Consider the following 15,394-nt stretch of genomic DNA (forward strand, 5'->3'; position numbering starts at 1 on the left):
CGGGGCACCGGCTCGCTGCTGGTGCTCGGCGGCGTGGCCCTGGTGGCGACCGCGGTCGCGCTCGGCATGGCGGGCGGACGGCGCCGGACCGGAGCCGGCTCCTGAGCCGGACCAACCATGACCCGCAGATCCGCGCGTGCGCGGCCGGATCGCCGCGCCCGCTTCCGCGCCGGGCCGGCACTGCGCGCCTCCGGCCGGCTGGTGGCCCGCGCCTCCGGTCGGTTGCGCGTGGTCGCCAGCCAGGCCGCGTCGGCCGGTGTCGCCACCACCGATCCGGCCACCCGTCCGCTGCCGTCGAGCGGGACGGCCGGATCGCTGACCCGCCGCCGCTTCGGCACCGGGCCGGGAGTGCCCGTGCTGGCCATCGCCGCACTGATGGTGCTGATCGTGGCGATGCTCGGCGTCGAGCAGGTGACCGGGGTCAGCCTCCTGCCCGACCGGCTCAGCGCCGGCCTGCGGCCGCCGCCGAAGAAGTTCCCGGTGCTGCCGGCCAGCCGCCCGACGAGCCTGGCCATCGGTGAGATCGACCTTCAGGCACCGGTGCATGACGTGGGCATCGCCGCGGACGGCACCATCGCCGTGCCGGACGCCACCCGCGCCCAGGAGGCCGGCTGGTACGACCAGGGCCCCACACCCGGCCAGTACGGCCCGGCGGTGATCGTCGGCCACGTCGACACCACCAGCGGTCCGGCGGTCTTCCACCAGCTCCGCGAGTTGCGCAACGGCGACCAGATCGAGGTGACCCGCACCGACCACAGCGTGGCGGTCTTCGAGGTGGACTCGGTGGAACGATTCGACAAGGGTCGGCTGCCGGTCGACGAGGTGTACGGCGACTTCAGCCGCCCGAGCCTGCGACTGATCACCTGCGGAGGTCGCTGGGTCGGCGGCGAGACCGGCTACTCGGACAATGTCGTGGTCTTCGCGTCCCTGGTGAAGGCCCGTGCGGGTCGTTGAGTCGCGCCGGTCGCGAGGTACAGTTTTCTGTACCTATTCGGAGGTGGTCATGCGGACCGTGAACTTCACCCAGCTACGGCAGAACCTGGCCGCCGAGCTCGACAGCGTCATCAACGACGCCGAGGAAGTGGTGGTGACCCGTTCCGGCCACGAGCCCGTGGTGATCGTGCCGCTTGCGGAGTACGAGTCGATGAAGGAGACCGAATACCTCCTGCGCAGTCCGAGCAACGCCGCCGCGCTGCGTCGATCGATAGCGGAACTGGAGGCGGGCGACGCGGCCGAGCGGGATCTCATCGACCCGGCCACCGTACGAGACGTCGCATGAGGCTGGTCTTCACCGCCACGGCGTGGAGCCAGCACCTCAGCCACACGGACCGAAAGCTGGTCAAGCGCATCAACGATCTCATCGCCGACGTGATCCGCAACGGGTACGAGGGCATCGGAAAGCCGGAGCATCTTCGGGGCGAGCTGTCCGGTTTCTGGTCCCGCCGGATCGATCGCGAACACCGGCTCGTGTATCGGATCACCAAGGAAGACGTCGAGATCGTGGCCTGCCGGTACCACTACGGCGACCGATAGCGGCCGGAGCGTCAGGCGGCGGCTTCGGGCTCCCGCAGGTCGAGCCAGTCGGCCCAGCGGGGATCGGGCGCGCGGTGCCCGAGGACCCGCCAGGCCGTGCCCTTCGGCGCGGCCGGCAGCGCGTGCAGCCGCCAGCCCAGCTCGGCCGGCGTCTTGTCGCCCTTGGTGTGGTTGCAGCGGGCGCACGCGGCGACCACGTTCTCCCAGGCGTGCCGGCCACCCCGGCTGCGGGGGAACACGTGGTCGATGGTCTCGGCCGGGCCCCGGCAGTAGGCGCACCGCCAGCCGTCCCGAGCGAAGATCGCCCGCCGGGACAGCCCGACGTGCGTGCGGTACGGCACGCGCACGAAGCGGGTCAGCCGCACCACCGACGGCACCGGGAGCGCGTCCCGGGCACTGTGCAGGATGCCGTCGCCGTCGGCGACACAGACCGCCTTCGCGGACAGGACGAGGATCGCGGCTCGGCGCACCGACACGACACACAGCGGCTCGTAGGTGGCGTTGAGGACCAACGCGCCGGAGCCCACCGTGGGTCGTATGTCAGGCATCGCGCTCACCCTCCCGGTTCAGCGGCTGCTGCGTACCGCCGTCGACCGGGGCCGGGCATGACGACCCACACGGTCGACGCCGGGCCGATCACCGACGTCCGTTGCGCCAATAGTCCCTGATCGGACCCCGGATTGCACGCACTAATCCGGGGCCGGACAGGAAGCTCTTTCCCGCACCTGTCACGATGGCCGGTTCGCCCCGTTCCGGCCCCGCCCTCGGCAGCAGGTCACCCGGCCGGTGGGTCGGCGGCGGGCGCTCGGGCCCGTTGCGGTACGAAGACAGGGTGAGTGCCGCCAGCGTGACGCCCCTCGCCCTGTCCACCGCCGGGTCGGTGAACTGTCAGGGCAGTACCTCCTGCGAATGGATCTACAACATCACCAGGTCGTCCTGGTTCGCCGAGGGCAGCTACTGGATCCTGCTCAAACCGCTGCGGGTGCTGCTGATCGTGGCGTTGGCGATGGTGGCCCGCTGGGCGCTGCACCGCACGATCAACCGGCTGGTCCGGACCACCACCGACGGCGCGGTGCCGACGATGCTCCGGCCGTTGCGCGAGCGGGTGCCCACCGCCGCGGTCGACCCGGCCGAGTTCGTGCCGGAACGACGACGGCAGCGCGCCGAGGCGATCGGTTCGGTACTGCGCAGCCTGACCACCGCGTTCGTCTTCGGAATCGCGCTGCTGATGATCCTGCGGGAGTTCAGCTTCGATCTGGCGCCGCTGCTGGCCAGCGCCGGTATCGCCGGCGTCGCGCTGGGCTTCGGTGCGCAGAGTCTGGTCAAGGACCTGATCGCCGGCCTGTTCATGCTCATCGAGGACCAGTACGGGGTGGGCGACAACGTCGACCTGGGTGAGGCGACGGGCGTGGTGGAGTCGGTCGGCCTGCGGGTCACCACCGTGCGTGACGGTCGCGGGGTGCTCTGGTACATCCGCAACGGCGAGATCATCCGGGTGGGCAACAAGAGCCAGGGTTGGGCCCTGGTGGTGGTCGACCTGCCGATCGGGTTCAGCAGCACCGAGGAGGCGACCGCCGTCCTGCGGACCGCGGCCGCCTCGATCGCGATGGACCCGGAGTTGTCGCCGGAGATCGTGGAGGCGCCGGAGGTGTTGGGCGTCGAGCAGATGACGGTGGACGGCGCGGTGATCCGGACGGTGGTGAAGACGACCGCCGACGGGCAGTTCGCGGTGGGCCGTGAGCTGCGTCGACGGCTCGCGGAGGCGCTGGAGAACTCGGGGATCACCGCCCAGATCGCCGCGGCCCGCATCTATCCGGGCGCGTCGAGCCGCCCGTTGCGCGAGGGGGAGACCGGTCAGGGTGGTGCCACCTGACCCGGGCAACCTGTCCGGCGATCCAGGGGTCGCGGGCCGGCCGGCCCCTCAGGTATCGTCCGTTCGTTCAGTCGGGGATGCGACGAACGAGCCGTTCGCCCTAGCTAGTTGTCAGACTATCGGGCAGAATCCGGTGCACGCGTTCCCGCCGGAGCGTGGTCACATCCTCGCTGATCCGTAGATCTGACGAGTGTTCCCGGCCGGGCTGCCACGAGCGGTGCCCCGGGAGCCGATGGAGGCGACGGTGCCCGACGAGCGACCTTCCGCGGAAGGCCCGGCCACTTTTCGCGAAGTGTTCGCCCAGCGCGAGTTCCGTGCTGTCTTCACGGCCGGGGCCCTCTCGTGGGTCGGTGACTACCTGGCGAAGGCCGCCGTCACCCTCCTCGTCTACCAGCAGACCAGGTCCGTCGCGCTCTCCGCCGCCGCGTTCGCCGTCAGCTTCCTGCCCTGGCTGCTCGGTGGCCCACTGCTCGCCGCGCTGGCGGAGCGATACCCGTACCGGCGGGTGATGGTCACGTGTGACGTGATCCGGATGGCGCTGATGCTGCTCATCGCCATCCCGAACCTGCCGGTCCAGGCGGTGCTGGTGCTCATCTTCGCGGCCACGCTGGCCAACCCGCCGAGCCAGGCGGCGAAGTCCGCCCTGCTGCCGCAGATCCTCGCCGGCGACCGGCTGGTGGTCGGCCTGTCGTTGAACAGCAGCGTCGGGCAGGCCGCGCAGGTCGTCGGCTACCTGCTCGGCACCGCCGTCGCCGCGATCAACCCGGCCGCCGCGCTGCTGATCAACGCGGCGACGTTCGCCGTCTCGGCGCTACTGGTGCGTTTCGGCGTCCAGGATCGGCTCCCGGTGATGACCAGCGCCCACCGCAGCCACCTGCTCCGGGAGACCACCCAGGGTTTCCAGATCGTGTTCCGGACGCCGGTGCTGCGGGCCATCGCGGTGCTGGTGTTCAGCGCGATGCTCTTCTCGATCGTCCCGGAGGGGCTGGCCGCGGGCTGGGCCAACCGGGACGGCGGCAGGATGGACGCGGGCCTGGCGCAAGCGTTGATCATGGTGGCGAATCCGCTGGGATTCATCCTCGGCGGGCTGCTCGTGAGCCGACTGTTCGCTCCGTCCCGCCGACTGGCCCTGATGCGGCCCCTGGCCGTGCTCGCGCCGCTGGCGCTGGTGCCGGCACTGTTCAACCCCGCCCCACCGGTGGTGGCGCTACTCGCCGCGCTCTGCGGGTTCGCGGTCGCCGGCATGCTGCCGATGGCCAACGGCCTGTTCGTCCAGGCCCTGCGCGCCGAGTTCCGGGCCCGCGCGTTCGGTGTGATGGCCACCGGGGTCCAGGTCATCCAGGGGGTGGCGGTGCTGGCCACCGGGCTGCTCGCCGACCGGTTCTCGATCCCGGTGGTGGTGGGGGTGTGGAGCGCGGCCGGGGTGCTGCTGATGCTGGTGGCCGCGCTGCGCTGGCCGGACCAGCAGACGGTGGACAACGCCATCGCGGCGGCCGTCACGGCCAACGCCGCGCAGGCGGCCAGCGCGGCGCAGACGGCCACCCCGGGTGGCCGACTTACCGGCGGCAAGCCGGTGGACGAACCCCAGGCCGGCAAGGGCCACCGCCGGCACGCGGTGACCTGACCCGACGTCCCGTCCGCGGCTCGGGCGTGACCCGACCCACGGTGTACGGGTCGGGCCGGCTCGGGACGCACCTGGCAGGATGGAACGGTGAACCCCGCAGGTGAATCCGACCGTCCCGGCGCGTCGACCCTCTTCGAGGCGGTCGGCGGCGAGCCCACCTTCCGCAAGCTGGTCGACGAGTTCTACGCCGGCGTCGCCACCGATCCCCTGCTGCGGCCCATGTACCCGGAGGAGGACCTGGGCCCGGCCGCGGACCGGATGACCCTGTTCCTGATGCAGTACTGGGGTGGGCCGAACACGTACTCCGCCCAGCGCGGGCACCCACGGCTGCGGATGCGGCACGCGCCCTTCCGGATCGGCGCGGCCGAGCGGGACGCCTGGCTGCGCAACATGCGCCGCGCCGTGGACCGCCTCGACCTCGAGCCGGAGATCGCCGGCACGCTCTGGGACTACCTGGAGCGTGCCGCGTACTTCATGGTCAACGTCGAGGAAGATCCGGCCCACGGCGTCTGACCCGCCCGACCCGGGGCGGCCTCAGAGCAGCGCGCCCTCGTCGTGCAGCCAGTCCACGAAGCTGGTGGCCACCGCCGCGCCGCAGTCGAGCATCTCGACCAGCAGCGCGTCGTGCGTGCCGGCGCCGAGCGGCACCTGCAGCTCGGCGTAGATCGGCAGCTGCCCGCGCTCCGTCGGATCGCCGATGTACGCCTTGCAGAACCGGCGGGTGTGGTTCCACTCGTTGACCACCCGGTAGGCCCGGTCGGCCCAGTCCGGCGGGACGGTGGCGTGCGGGCGTGCCCGCATCACCAGAATCTCGTCCTCCGGCCCTTCGAGGGCGACCAGCACGGCGTGCCGCTCCCACATGGCCAGCAGGTTGCCGTCGCCGTCGGCCAGGTAACGCACGTCGAGCAGGTCGAGCGCGTCACAGACTCTGCGCAGACTGACCGGCTCGACGGTTGCGGGCATCTCCGTCAGGACGGGTCGATCGTTGGACGGGCAGTCGTCCCCCGGCTGGCGGGGGCTGGGCGGTCCGACCCGGACCGCGCTCTCCACTGTGATCCCGCTTCGGGTTTCCGGATCGCCGCCGTCGGCGGGACCGGGGCGCCATGACCACCACGGCATCGCTCGCGCACCTCACTCCCCAGCGGATCCAGTCGCCTACGGTGCGTTGGATCCGAGGATGGACGGTACCCGGACAGCCGGGTTGAAGCATCCCCCCAACGACCGCCCCAGCCCAGAAGAATGACCATGGGTCATCCGTTCGGATGAGTCCCGAGGGGTGTTAAGGCGAGGTCGGTGGCCTTCTGCAACCAGGCCGCTCCGTATGGTCCCACCAGGCCAACCCATCGGCCGGCCACCCGTACCTGCACGGTCGGCTCGTCCGCGCCGGCGACCGGGCCGGCGGCGGCACCGAGGAAACCCATCCGAACCAGCCCCTGCACCAGCCGCTGCGGCACCTCCACCGGCGCTGCCGGCGATCCGTCGGGCGTGACCACCACCGCCACGTGATCGAGCAGCGCGTCCCGCAGGGCACGCTGACCGACCGCCCGGCCGGCCACACCCTCCTGGCTCGCGGTGCGGAGGGTGCCGGCGGCGGCGTCCGCGATCCGACGTAGCTCGGCGGCGGGCAGCACCTCCACCGGTCGGCTGCGCGCCGGCGGCAGCGGCCACCGCCACTGCGCGTCCCGACGGGTCGGTAACGTCGTGCCGCCACGCTCCAGCTCGGCGAGCAGCTCCGCGGCGGCCACCGTGACGTCGTCGGGGGTGCCGTCGACCGGCCCACCGGCCACCGTGCGCACCACCAGCACCTGCCACGGCAGCCGCGCCCAGAGAGCGACGCGGCCGGGCGCGCCGGCCGGCCGCAGCCGGACCGGCGCACCCGGCTCCAGCCGGACCAGGCGGGCCAGGAACGCCCCCGCGTCGGCCGACCCGGCGAGGTCGTGCGTCGACGCTGTCACCCCACCCGCTCCGGTCGCACCGGGCCGGGTCACGCCACGCCGCCCTGCGGGGCGTAGGTCAGCAGGAACTCCCGCTCCTCGGCGGTGATCCGCCGGGGCACCTGACGGGTCAGGTCGAACGGGACCAGCACCGAACGGGCCCGACTGGCGAGCACGTCACCGTCGTACAGCTCGTAGGCGACGGTGAACCGGGAGGCCCTGATCTCCTCCACCCACAGCTCGATCCGGACCGTGGGCGCGGCCTGGGCGGTGGCCCGACCCAGCGCGTAGTCCACCGGCCGGAGATAGTCGACCTCGTGCCGGCGGATCACCACCCCGTCGGCGAACGAGCCGACCCCCCAGGCGCGGCCACCGGCGAACATCAACGCCACCCGCGCCTCCTCGTACAGGGTGAGGAAGCGCGAGTTGTTGATGTGGCCGTACGCGTCCAGGTCGGACCAGCGCAGTGTGCAGTGGTAGACGAACCGGTCAGACACCGTGTCGGCCGGTCAGTCGCGGGTCAGCTTGCGGTAGGTCACCCGGTGCGGCCGGGCGGCCTCCGCGCCGAGGCGGTCGATCTTGTTCTTCTCGTACGCCTCGAAGTTGCCCTCGAACCAGAACCACCTGGCCGGGTCCTGGTCGTCGCCCTCCCAGGCCAGGATGTGCGTGGCGACCCGGTCCAGGAACATCCGGTCGTGGGAGATGACCACGGCGCAGCCGGGGAACTCCAGCAGCGCGTTCTCCAGGCTGGAGAGGGTCTCCACGTCCAGGTCGTTCGTCGGCTCGTCGAGCAGGATGACGTTGCCGCCGATCTTCAGGGTCAGCGCCAGGTTGAGCCGGTTGCGCTCGCCGCCGGAGAGCACCTTGGTCGGCTTCTGCTGGTCCGGGCCCTTGAAGCCGAACGCGGCGATGTACGCCCGCGACGGCATCTCGACCTTGCCCACCATCAGGTAGTCCAGCCCGTCGGAGACGACCTCCCAGACGGTCTTGTCACCGTCGAGGCCCTGCCGGTTCTGGTCGACGTACGACAGCGAGACCGTCGGGCCGACCCGGACCTCGCCGCCGGTCGGCTCCTCCAGCCCGACGATGGTCTTGAACAGCGTGGTCTTGCCGACGCCGTTGGGGCCGATGATGCCGACGATGCCGTTACGCGGCAGCGAGAACGACAGGTTGTCGATCAGCAACCGGTCACCGAAGCCCTTGCTGAGACCGTTCGCCTCGATGACGGTGCTGCCCAGGCGCGGGCCCGGCGGGATCTGGATCTCCTCGAAGTCCAGCTTGCGGGTCTTCTCCGCCTCGGTGGCCATCTCGTCGTACCGGTCCAGACGGGCCTTGGACTTGGTCTGCCGGGCCTTGGCGTTGGAGCGGACCCACTCCAGCTCCTCGGTGAGGCGCTTCTTCATCTTCGCGTCGCGGCGGCCCTCGACGGCCAGCCGGGCGGCCTTCTTCTCCAGGTAGGTGGAGTAGTTGCCCTCGTAGCCGATGGCCCGGCCGCGGTCCAGCTCCAGGATCCAGCCGGCGACCTTGTCCAGGAAGTACCGGTCGTGGGTGATCGCCATGACGGTGCCGGCGTACTTGGCCAGGTGCTGCTCCAGCCAGGAGACGCTCTCCGCGTCCAGGTGGTTGGTGGGCTCGTCGAGCAGCAGCAGGTCGGGCGCCTCCAGCAGCAGCTTGCAGAGCGCGACGCGGCGGCGCTCACCACCGGAGAGCTGGGTCACGTCGGCGTCCGGCGGCGGGCAGCGCAGCGCGTCCATGGCCAGCTCGAGCTTGGAGTCGATGTCCCACGCGTCGGCGTGGTCCAGCTCCTCCTGGAGCTTGCCCATCTCCTCCATCAGCTCGTCGGAGTAGTCGGTCGCCATCTGCTCGGCGATCTTGTTGAACCGCTCCAGCTTGGCCTTGGTCTCGGCGACCGCCTCCTCGACGTTGCCGAGCACCGTCTTGGCGTCGTTGAGCGGGGGCTCCTGGGCGAGCATGCCGACGGTGTAGCCGGGCATCAGCCGGGCCTCGCCGTTGCTCGGCTTGTCCAGCCCTGCCATGATCTTGAGGAGGCTGGACTTACCGGCGCCGTTCGGACCGACCACACCGATCTTGGCCCCCGGCAGGAAGCTCAGCGTCACGTTGTCGAGCACGACCTTGTCGCCGTGCGCCTTGCGCGCCTTTTCCAGGACGTAGATGTACTGGGCCACGGTGCGGGCTACCTCCGTCGGATTGCTGTCGCCTGATCGGGGCGCGGGCGCGGGCTGCGAGGACCGCCCGCTGCCGCCGGCCGGGAGCCGGCCGCGCGCACGCCATCGTCAATCCTGACAGGTACGGCGCGCTTCGCCCACATCACCCCGCCCCAGGAGTACGCGGGCGCGCCGCGTTGCCGGCCGTGGTATCACCCACTAGCGTCCTTGGTATGACCAAGAAAATCGCTATCAGCGTGCCGGATGACGTGGCGGAGCGGCTGGCCACCGAGCCCAACGTGTCCGCATTCGTGACGGAGAGCATCCGCCAACGCATGGTCGGTGAACGAACACGACGGACCCTGGAGCAGCTCGGCTTCAAGATCACTGACGAGGGCCTTGAGGAGGCCGGGCGCACGTTGGATCAGGCACGCCAGGCGATAACTCCCGAGTTGCGCGCCAAGGCCGCAGCGCTGCTCAACGAGGCGTCCCGAGGACGGATGCAGGTCTGTGACTGACGCAGGACTCGTGCTCGACACGACCGCATTGCTGGCCTACTCCGAAGGAGTGCCGGCCGTTGGCATCCAGATCGCCAAAGTCGCCTACCGCCGGGAGTCGGTGATCATTCCGGCCATGTGCCTCACAGCGGCGTATCGCCGGGTGTCCAACGACGGCTGGCCACTGCTGGACAGCATCGCCGATCTCGAAGCTGTACTCGTCACGCCGGTAGATCACAACATGTGCCCCATCCTGGGCGGCTGGTCCCGCCTACTGGGCAGCATCGATCTCGCCCAGGTTGCGATCGAAGCAGCAGCCCGAGCGGTCGTGCCGATCATGACGGACCGGCGGGAGCTGCTCGGTGAGGTACTGCCGAAGGAATGGCCGATCATCGACCTCTGACCCACGCGCTGTCGACAAGATCACCGACGGATTTCGGCACGTGCGGGGCGGGTAGGAGACTCCGGCACGAGGCACAAGACGCCGCAGCTACGCTCAGTACGCTCATCGCGGTGGACCCGTCAGTACCCGGAGGTGGCCGATCGTGACCGTCCGTAGCTCCTTTGTCGTAGTGGCGAACCGTCTGCCGGTCGACGAGGTGAGCACACCCGAGGGACGACAGTGGCGACGCAGCCCCGGAGGGCTGGTCACCGCGCTGCATCCCGTGCTCGCCGAACATCAGGGCACCTGGGTCGGCTGGGCTGGCGGCACCGGTGCCGCGCCCGAGCCGTTCGACCTGGAGGGGATCCGCCTGCACCCGGTCCCGTTGAGCGCCGAAGAGCTGGAGCGCTACTACGAGGGCCAGTCCAACGCGACGATCTGGCCGCTGTACCACGACGCCGTGGAGACGCCGGCCTACAAGCGGCGCTGGCGGGAGGCGTACCGCCTGGTCAACGCGCGGTTCGCGGAGGCCGCGGCGGACGTGGCGGCCGAAGGCGCGACGGTCTGGGTGCAGGACTACCAGCTCCAGCTGGTCCCGGCGATGCTGCGGGAGCTCCGACCCGACCTACGCATCGGCTTCTTCCTGCACATCCCGTTCCCGCCGATCGAGCTGTTCATGCAGATGCCGTTCCGCACCGAGATCCTGCGCGGCCTGCTCGGCGCCGACCTGGTCGGCTTCCAGCAGCGGCTGGCCGCGCAGAACTTCGTCCGGCTGGCCCGGCACCTGCTCGGGCTGCGCTACGAGGGGCAGATGATCCAGGTCGACGGGCGGCAGGTGAAGGCGGGCGCCTTCCCCATCTCGATCGACACGCAGGAGATGGAGCGGATGGCTGCCGATTCGGCGGTCCAGGCCCGCGCCAAGCAGATCCGCGCCGAGCTGGGCGACCCGAAGACGATCATCCTGGGTGTGGACCGGCTGGATTACACCAAGGGCATCGAGTTGCGGCTCAAGGCCTTCCGCGAACTGCTCGCTGACGGAAAGTTGACAGTCCCGGACGCGGTTATGGTGCAGGTCGCCACGCCGAGCCGCGAGCGCGTCGAGCACTACCAGGCACTACGGGTCAAGGTGGAGCGCGAGGTTGGTCGGATCAATGGCGAATTCGGCAGGGTCGGCGTGCCGGCGGTGCATTATCTGCATCAGTCGTACAGTCGCAGTGAACTGGCCGCGATGTACGTTGCTGCCGACGTGATGATGGTGACCCCGCTGCGAGACGGAATGAACCTGGTAGCCAAGGAGTACGTAGCATCACGTGCCGACCAGGGCGGTGCGCTCGTGCTCAGTGAATTCGCTGGCGCCGCCACCGAGCTGCGTCAAGCTTTCCTGTGTAACCCGCACGACCCGGACGCGGTCAAGGACGCCCTGCTCCGGGCCGTGCACGTGGAGAAAACCGAGGCACGCCGCCGGATGCGGACAATGCAACGTCACCTGCGTACCCACGACGTGGGCCACTGGGCCAAGTCGTTCCTCTCCGAACTGGGAGTCTCCGAGGCGGAGGCCGCGTGAACACGTCCGTCAACGACGGAGCGGCGACCGCCACCGGGGTGATGGACCCCGAGCTGCGATCCGCCATCGGCCGGATCGCCCGGGTCCCCCAGCTCCTGATCGCCTGCGACTACGACGGCACGCTGGCGCCGATCGTGGAAGATCCGAGCACAGCCGTACCACTGCCCGAGTCGGTGGCCGCGATCCGCGCCCTCGCCGCGCTGCCGCAGACCAGCGTGGCGGTCGTCTCCGGCCGGGCGCTGCGCGACCTGGCCGCGCTCTCCCGGCTGCCCAGCGAGGTGCACCTCGTCGGCAGCCACGGCTCCGAGTTCGACATCGGCTTCGTCGAGCGGCTCTCCCCCGAACTGGTGGCGGTGCGCACCCAGGTGCGCAACGCGCTGCGCGAGATCGCCGCCGAACACCCCGGCATCCGGCTGGAACGTAAGCCGGCCAGTGTCGCCGTGCACACCCGGGGCGTCGACCCGCAGGTCGCCGCCGCCGCCATCGAGGCGGTGCGCAACGGCCCGGCCGCCTTCGACGGTGTCACGGTCACCCAGGGCAAAGAGGTCATCGAACTCTCCGTGGTGGCCACCCACAAGGGCACCGCCGTCGACCAGCTGCGCACCCAACTCTCGGCCAGCGCGGTGCTCTTCATCGGTGACGACGTCACCGACGAGAACGCGTTCGGCAACCTGCACGGCCCGGACCTCGGCATCAAGATCGGCCCCGGCGACACCCAGGCCAGCTACCGGGTGGCCGAGCCGATCGAGGCGGCCCGCGCACTCGGGCTGCTGCTGGAGACCCGCCGACACTGGCTGTTCGGCGAGCGGGCGGTGCCCATCGAGCGGCACTCCATGCTGGCCAACGGCCGTACCGTCGCTCTGCTCACCCCCGAGGCCAAGGTCAGCTGGCTCTGCCACCCCAAGGCCGACTCCGCGGCGATCTTCGCCGACCTGGTCGGTGGGAGCCCGGCCGGTCACTTCAGCGTCACCCCGGAACGCGGTGGCATCCCGCTGGGTCAGCGCTACCGCTCGGGCACGATGACCGTGGAGACCCGGTGGTCCGGGCTCACCGTCACCGACTGGCTGGACAAGCCGGCCCACGAGACCACTCCGGACGACAGCCCGGCGGTCATCACCGGCGACTCGACACTGGTCCGGGTGCTCACCGGCAGCGGGCGGGTCCGGGTGGAGTTCGCGCCCCGCCCCGAGTTCGGCCAGGTCGCCGTGCAGCTGCAGCCGCTCGGCGACGGCCTGCTGGTGCTCGGCTCCAACGAGCCGGTGGCCCTCTACTCCCCCGGCGTGCAGTGGCAGGTCGACAACGACGGCGGGTACGAGACGGCCAAGGCCATCGTCGACCTCTCCGCCGCCGGTGGGCAGGTCGTGCTGGAGCTGCGCTTCGGCACGCACAGCCTGGAGCACCACCGGGTGCCGATCCACGAGCGGCAGGCGGCGGCCGAGCAGCCGTGGAAGGACTGGGTGGCCTCGCTGCGGCTGCCCTCCACCTCCCGCGAGCTGGTCGCCCGCAGCGCGCTCACCCTGCGCGGTCTCTGCCACGAGGCCACCGGTTCGATCCTGGCGGCGGCCACCACCTCGCTCCCCGAGGAGCTGGGCGGCGTCCGCAACTGGGACTACCGCTACTGCTGGCTGCGCGACGCCGCGCTGACCGCCCGCGCGCTGGTCGACCTCGGCTCCATCGAGGAGGCCGAGGCGTTCCTGCGCTGGGTGGACGGCTGCATCGAGCGCACCGGCGGCCACCCGGAGCGGCTGCATCCGCTGTACACCATCGACGGCTACGAGCTGGGCGCCGAGGCGGTCATCGACACGCTGCCCGGGTACGCCGGCTCCCGGCCGGTACGGGTCGGCAACCTGGCGAACCACCAGCTTCAGCTGGACGTCTTCGGCCCGATCGCCGACCTGATCGCGGCCGTCGCCGACGCCCGCGGCTCGGTCCGCGACGACGAGTGGCGGGTGCTGGAGAACATGGTCGAGGCGGTCCGCCGCCGCTGGCACGAGCCCGACCACGGCATCTGGGAGGCCCGGCTGCCACCACGGCACCACGTGTTCTCCAAGGTGATGTGCTGGATGACCGTCGACCGGGCGCTGCACGTGATGCGCCAGCACGGCGGCGAGGACCGCTCGGAGTGGAAGGATCTGCGCGACCGGATCGGCGCCAACGTGCTGGAGCACGGCTGGCACGAGGCGGTCGAGGCGTACAGCGTCGCGTACGGCGATGAGGACATGGACGCGTCGTCGCTCTGGATCGGCCTCTCCGGGCTGCTCGCCGGCGACGACCCGCGCTTCCTGTCCACCGTTCTGAGGATCGAGGCGGACCTGCGCAGCGGCCCGGTCGTCTACCGCTACCACTGGGACGACGGCCTGCCCGGCCGCGAGGGCGGCTTCCACATCTGCACGGCGTGGCTGATCGAGGCGTACCTGCGCACCGGCCGCCGCACCGACGCCGAGGAGCTGTTCGCGCAGATGGTGCTCACGGCCGGCCCGACCGGGCTGCTCCCCGAGCAGTACGACCCGCTCGCCGAGCGCGGGTTGGGCAACCACCCGCAGGCGTACAGCCACCTCGGGCTGATCCGCTGCGCCCTGCTGCTGGACAACATGCTCAAGCAGTAACGACAGCACGTACGACGGCGGGGCCGGAGCGCACACGCTCCGGCCCCGTCTGCTCTGTTCGGCGTCCTCCGCGGCGTGTCCGGAACGGTCCCGTACCGGCCCGAACGGGCCGGACTCTTCACGGTGGTTTCCCAACCTGCGTTCCACAGCTTCGCGTCGATATAGTCCGCGAATCTGGGTTGTGGGCTGGGCAAACGCCGGTTGGACCGGTGACATGGCGTGTCACTAAGGGACGTCTCGTAACCCTGGCGTTTGTCCGTTGAGGACGATCGGGCAGGATGCCCGGTGTGCAGGTGATCACCGCAGCCCGCCCGGAGTGGATCTTCCCGTTCACCGGGTTGCAGCCCGCCCAGTTCCGCAAGCTGGTCCGGCTGGTCGCCGAGCGCGGCGGTGACGGCATCGCCGACGGCCGGCCGGGCCGGCAGTGGGCCCTCGACCTGCCGGATCGGGTGTTGCTGGTGGCCGCGTACTGGCGTACGAACTTGACGATGCGGCAGATCGGCCCGTTGTTCGGGGTGTCGCACTCCGCGGCGCATCGGGTCATCGACACCCTCGCGCCGCTGCTGGCCTTGGCGCCGGTGCGCAAACGGCCGGTCGAGCAGATCGCGATCGTTGACGGGACTCTGGTCCCGACCCGCGATCATCGCCTGGCCGCCCGGAGCAAGAACTACCGGTACTCGACGAACCTGCAGGTCGCTATCGACGCCAGCACCCGCCTGGTCACCGCCGTCGGTGACCCGCAGCCCGGCAACCGCAACGACACCATCGTCTACCGCACCTCCGGCATCGCCGAGACGCTGGACGGGCGGCCGGTGATGGCCGACGGCGGCTACCGCGGCAACCCCGAGGTGATCATGCCGTACCGCAAACCGTCTGACGGCAGCGAACTGCCCGCCTGGAAGCAAGCCCTCAACGTCGAGCACCGCACCGTCCGCGCCGGGGTCGAACTCGCCCTGGCCAGGATGAAATGCTTCAAGATCCTGCGCGACTACCGCCGCGCCGCCCACACATTGGCCGACGCCGCTTCCGGCATCGCCAACCTCCACAACATCATCCTCGCCGGGTGAGCACCAACCCGGCGCGGGGCAAGGGAGTGTCAAGTTAACGGCTGATCTTGGTTGTTGAGGTGGTCAGTCGTTGGCCGGGGTGAGCCGGCCCTCGAAGGCGATCTGGAAGGCGTTCAGGGGTGCTTTCCAGCGCATGGTCCAGCGGCGGC

At 70.6% G+C, this 15,394-nt stretch carries 16 protein-coding genes; 11 read left to right on the forward strand and 5 right to left on the reverse strand.

What is annotated here, in order from left to right; all coding sequences use genetic code 11:
- The first annotated feature begins 180 nt into the window (after positions 1-180).
- The 3 genes from F8271_RS23550 to F8271_RS23560 are packed head-to-tail and all read left to right on the forward strand — an operon-like array spanning position 181 to position 1,533.
- The gene (locus tag F8271_RS23550) at positions 181-954 is read left to right on the forward strand and encodes a class F sortase (protein ID WP_192580425.1); all 774 of its coding nucleotides are present in this window, start codon (positions 181-183) and stop codon (positions 952-954) included.
- Between the two features lie 49 nt (positions 955-1,003).
- Positions 1,004-1,279, forward strand: coding sequence for a type II toxin-antitoxin system Phd/YefM family antitoxin (locus F8271_RS23555; protein ID WP_151492006.1), 276 nt, complete (start codon positions 1,004-1,006; stop codon positions 1,277-1,279).
- Positions 1,276-1,533 (forward strand): Txe/YoeB family addiction module toxin, encoded by a 258-nt coding sequence (locus tag F8271_RS23560; protein WP_151492007.1) that lies wholly within the window; start codon positions 1,276-1,278, stop codon positions 1,531-1,533. The genes F8271_RS23555 and F8271_RS23560 overlap by 4 nt, the downstream gene beginning before the upstream one ends.
- Positions 1,534-1,544: 11 nt before the next feature.
- Here F8271_RS23560 and F8271_RS23565 read toward each other — a convergent pair whose 3' ends face one another.
- Positions 1,545-2,081 (reverse strand): HNH endonuclease, encoded by a 537-nt coding sequence (locus F8271_RS23565; RefSeq protein ID WP_074313833.1) that lies wholly within the window; start codon positions 2,079-2,081, stop codon positions 1,545-1,547.
- A gap of 266 nt (positions 2,082-2,347) precedes the next feature.
- Between F8271_RS23565 and F8271_RS23570 the strand changes: the two genes are divergently transcribed.
- From F8271_RS23570 to F8271_RS23580, 3 genes are all read left to right on the forward strand, one after another.
- Positions 2,348-3,406, forward strand: a complete 1,059-nt coding sequence (locus F8271_RS23570) for a mechanosensitive ion channel family protein (RefSeq protein WP_370461952.1) — start codon at positions 2,348-2,350, stop codon at positions 3,404-3,406.
- A 232-nt stretch (positions 3,407-3,638) separates the two neighbouring features.
- The gene (locus F8271_RS23575; RefSeq protein ID WP_151492009.1) at positions 3,639-5,030 is read left to right on the forward strand and encodes an MFS transporter; all 1,392 of its coding nucleotides are present in this window, start codon (positions 3,639-3,641) and stop codon (positions 5,028-5,030) included.
- Between the two features lie 87 nt (positions 5,031-5,117).
- Positions 5,118-5,543, forward strand: coding sequence for a globin (locus tag F8271_RS23580; RefSeq protein WP_151492010.1), 426 nt, complete (start codon positions 5,118-5,120; stop codon positions 5,541-5,543).
- A 21-nt stretch (positions 5,544-5,564) separates the two neighbouring features.
- On the opposite strand, the gene F8271_RS23585 is transcribed toward F8271_RS23580, so the two are convergent.
- The 4 genes from F8271_RS23585 to ettA all read right to left on the reverse strand — a co-directional run bounded on the left by F8271_RS23585 (position 5,565) and on the right by ettA (position 9,150).
- Positions 5,565-6,149 (reverse strand): YbjN domain-containing protein, encoded by a 585-nt coding sequence (locus F8271_RS23585; RefSeq protein ID WP_151492011.1) that lies wholly within the window; start codon positions 6,147-6,149, stop codon positions 5,565-5,567.
- A 131-nt stretch (positions 6,150-6,280) separates the two neighbouring features.
- Entirely contained in the window at positions 6,281-7,018 is a 738-nt protein-coding gene (locus F8271_RS23590) for a hypothetical protein (protein WP_370461951.1), read from the reverse strand.
- Positions 7,015-7,461 (reverse strand): thioesterase family protein, encoded by a 447-nt coding sequence (locus F8271_RS23595; RefSeq protein ID WP_151492013.1) that lies wholly within the window; start codon positions 7,459-7,461, stop codon positions 7,015-7,017. The genes F8271_RS23590 and F8271_RS23595 overlap by 4 nt, the downstream gene beginning before the upstream one ends.
- 12 nt (positions 7,462-7,473) lie before the next feature.
- Positions 7,474-9,150 (reverse strand): energy-dependent translational throttle protein EttA, encoded by a 1,677-nt coding sequence (ettA, locus tag F8271_RS23600; RefSeq protein WP_151492014.1) that lies wholly within the window; start codon positions 9,148-9,150, stop codon positions 7,474-7,476.
- A 212-nt stretch (positions 9,151-9,362) separates the two neighbouring features.
- On the opposite strand from ettA, the gene F8271_RS23605 reads away from it, so the two are divergent.
- From F8271_RS23605 to F8271_RS23625, 5 genes are all read left to right on the forward strand, one after another.
- Positions 9,363-9,647: a hypothetical protein gene (locus tag F8271_RS23605; RefSeq protein WP_151492015.1), complete on the forward strand. Its 285-nt coding sequence runs from the start codon at positions 9,363-9,365 to the stop codon at positions 9,645-9,647.
- A 10-nt stretch (positions 9,648-9,657) separates the two neighbouring features.
- The gene (locus F8271_RS23610; protein WP_151492016.1) at positions 9,658-10,029 is read left to right on the forward strand and encodes a hypothetical protein; all 372 of its coding nucleotides are present in this window, start codon (positions 9,658-9,660) and stop codon (positions 10,027-10,029) included.
- A gap of 142 nt (positions 10,030-10,171) precedes the next feature.
- On the forward strand, positions 10,172-11,572 hold the full coding sequence (locus F8271_RS23615; RefSeq protein WP_151492017.1) for a trehalose-6-phosphate synthase: 1,401 nt from the start codon (positions 10,172-10,174) through the stop codon (positions 11,570-11,572).
- 41 nt (positions 11,573-11,613) lie between these two features.
- A complete protein-coding gene (gene otsB / locus F8271_RS23620) occupies positions 11,614-14,178 on the forward strand; it encodes a trehalose-phosphatase (protein WP_151492018.1) in 2,565 nt (854 codons plus the stop codon).
- Positions 14,179-14,465: 287 nt separating this feature from the next.
- Positions 14,466-15,245 carry a transposase family protein gene (locus tag F8271_RS23625; RefSeq protein ID WP_151492019.1) on the forward strand — a complete coding sequence of 260 codons (780 nt, stop codon included), beginning with the start codon at positions 14,466-14,468 and terminating at the stop codon, positions 15,243-15,245.
- Positions 15,246-15,394 lie beyond the last annotated feature (149 nt).

The organism is Micromonospora sp. ALFpr18c, assembly GCF_008868155.1.
Classification (GTDB): Bacteria; Actinomycetota; Actinomycetes; order Mycobacteriales; family Micromonosporaceae; genus Micromonospora.

Bases quoted from the DNA above. Each gene is read 5' to 3' on its own strand.
- F8271_RS23555 (WP_151492006.1), top strand. From the start codon at position 1,004: ATGCGGACCGTGAACTTCACCCAGCTACGGCAGAACCTGGCCGCCGAG.
- F8271_RS23560 (WP_151492007.1), top strand. From the start codon at position 1,276: ATGAGGCTGGTCTTCACCGCCACGGCGTGGAGCCAGCACCTCAGCCAC.
- F8271_RS23565 (WP_074313833.1), bottom strand. From the start codon at position 2,081: ATGCCTGACATACGACCCACGGTGGGCTCCGGCGCGTTGGTCCTCAAC.
- F8271_RS23575 (WP_151492009.1), top strand. From the start codon at position 3,639: ATGGAGGCGACGGTGCCCGACGAGCGACCTTCCGCGGAAGGCCCGGCC.
- F8271_RS23585 (WP_151492011.1), bottom strand. From the start codon at position 6,149: ATGCCGTGGTGGTCATGGCGCCCCGGTCCCGCCGACGGCGGCGATCCG.
- F8271_RS23605 (WP_151492015.1), top strand. From the start codon at position 9,363: ATGACCAAGAAAATCGCTATCAGCGTGCCGGATGACGTGGCGGAGCGG.
- otsB (WP_151492018.1), top strand. From the start codon at position 11,614: ATGGACCCCGAGCTGCGATCCGCCATCGGCCGGATCGCCCGGGTCCCC.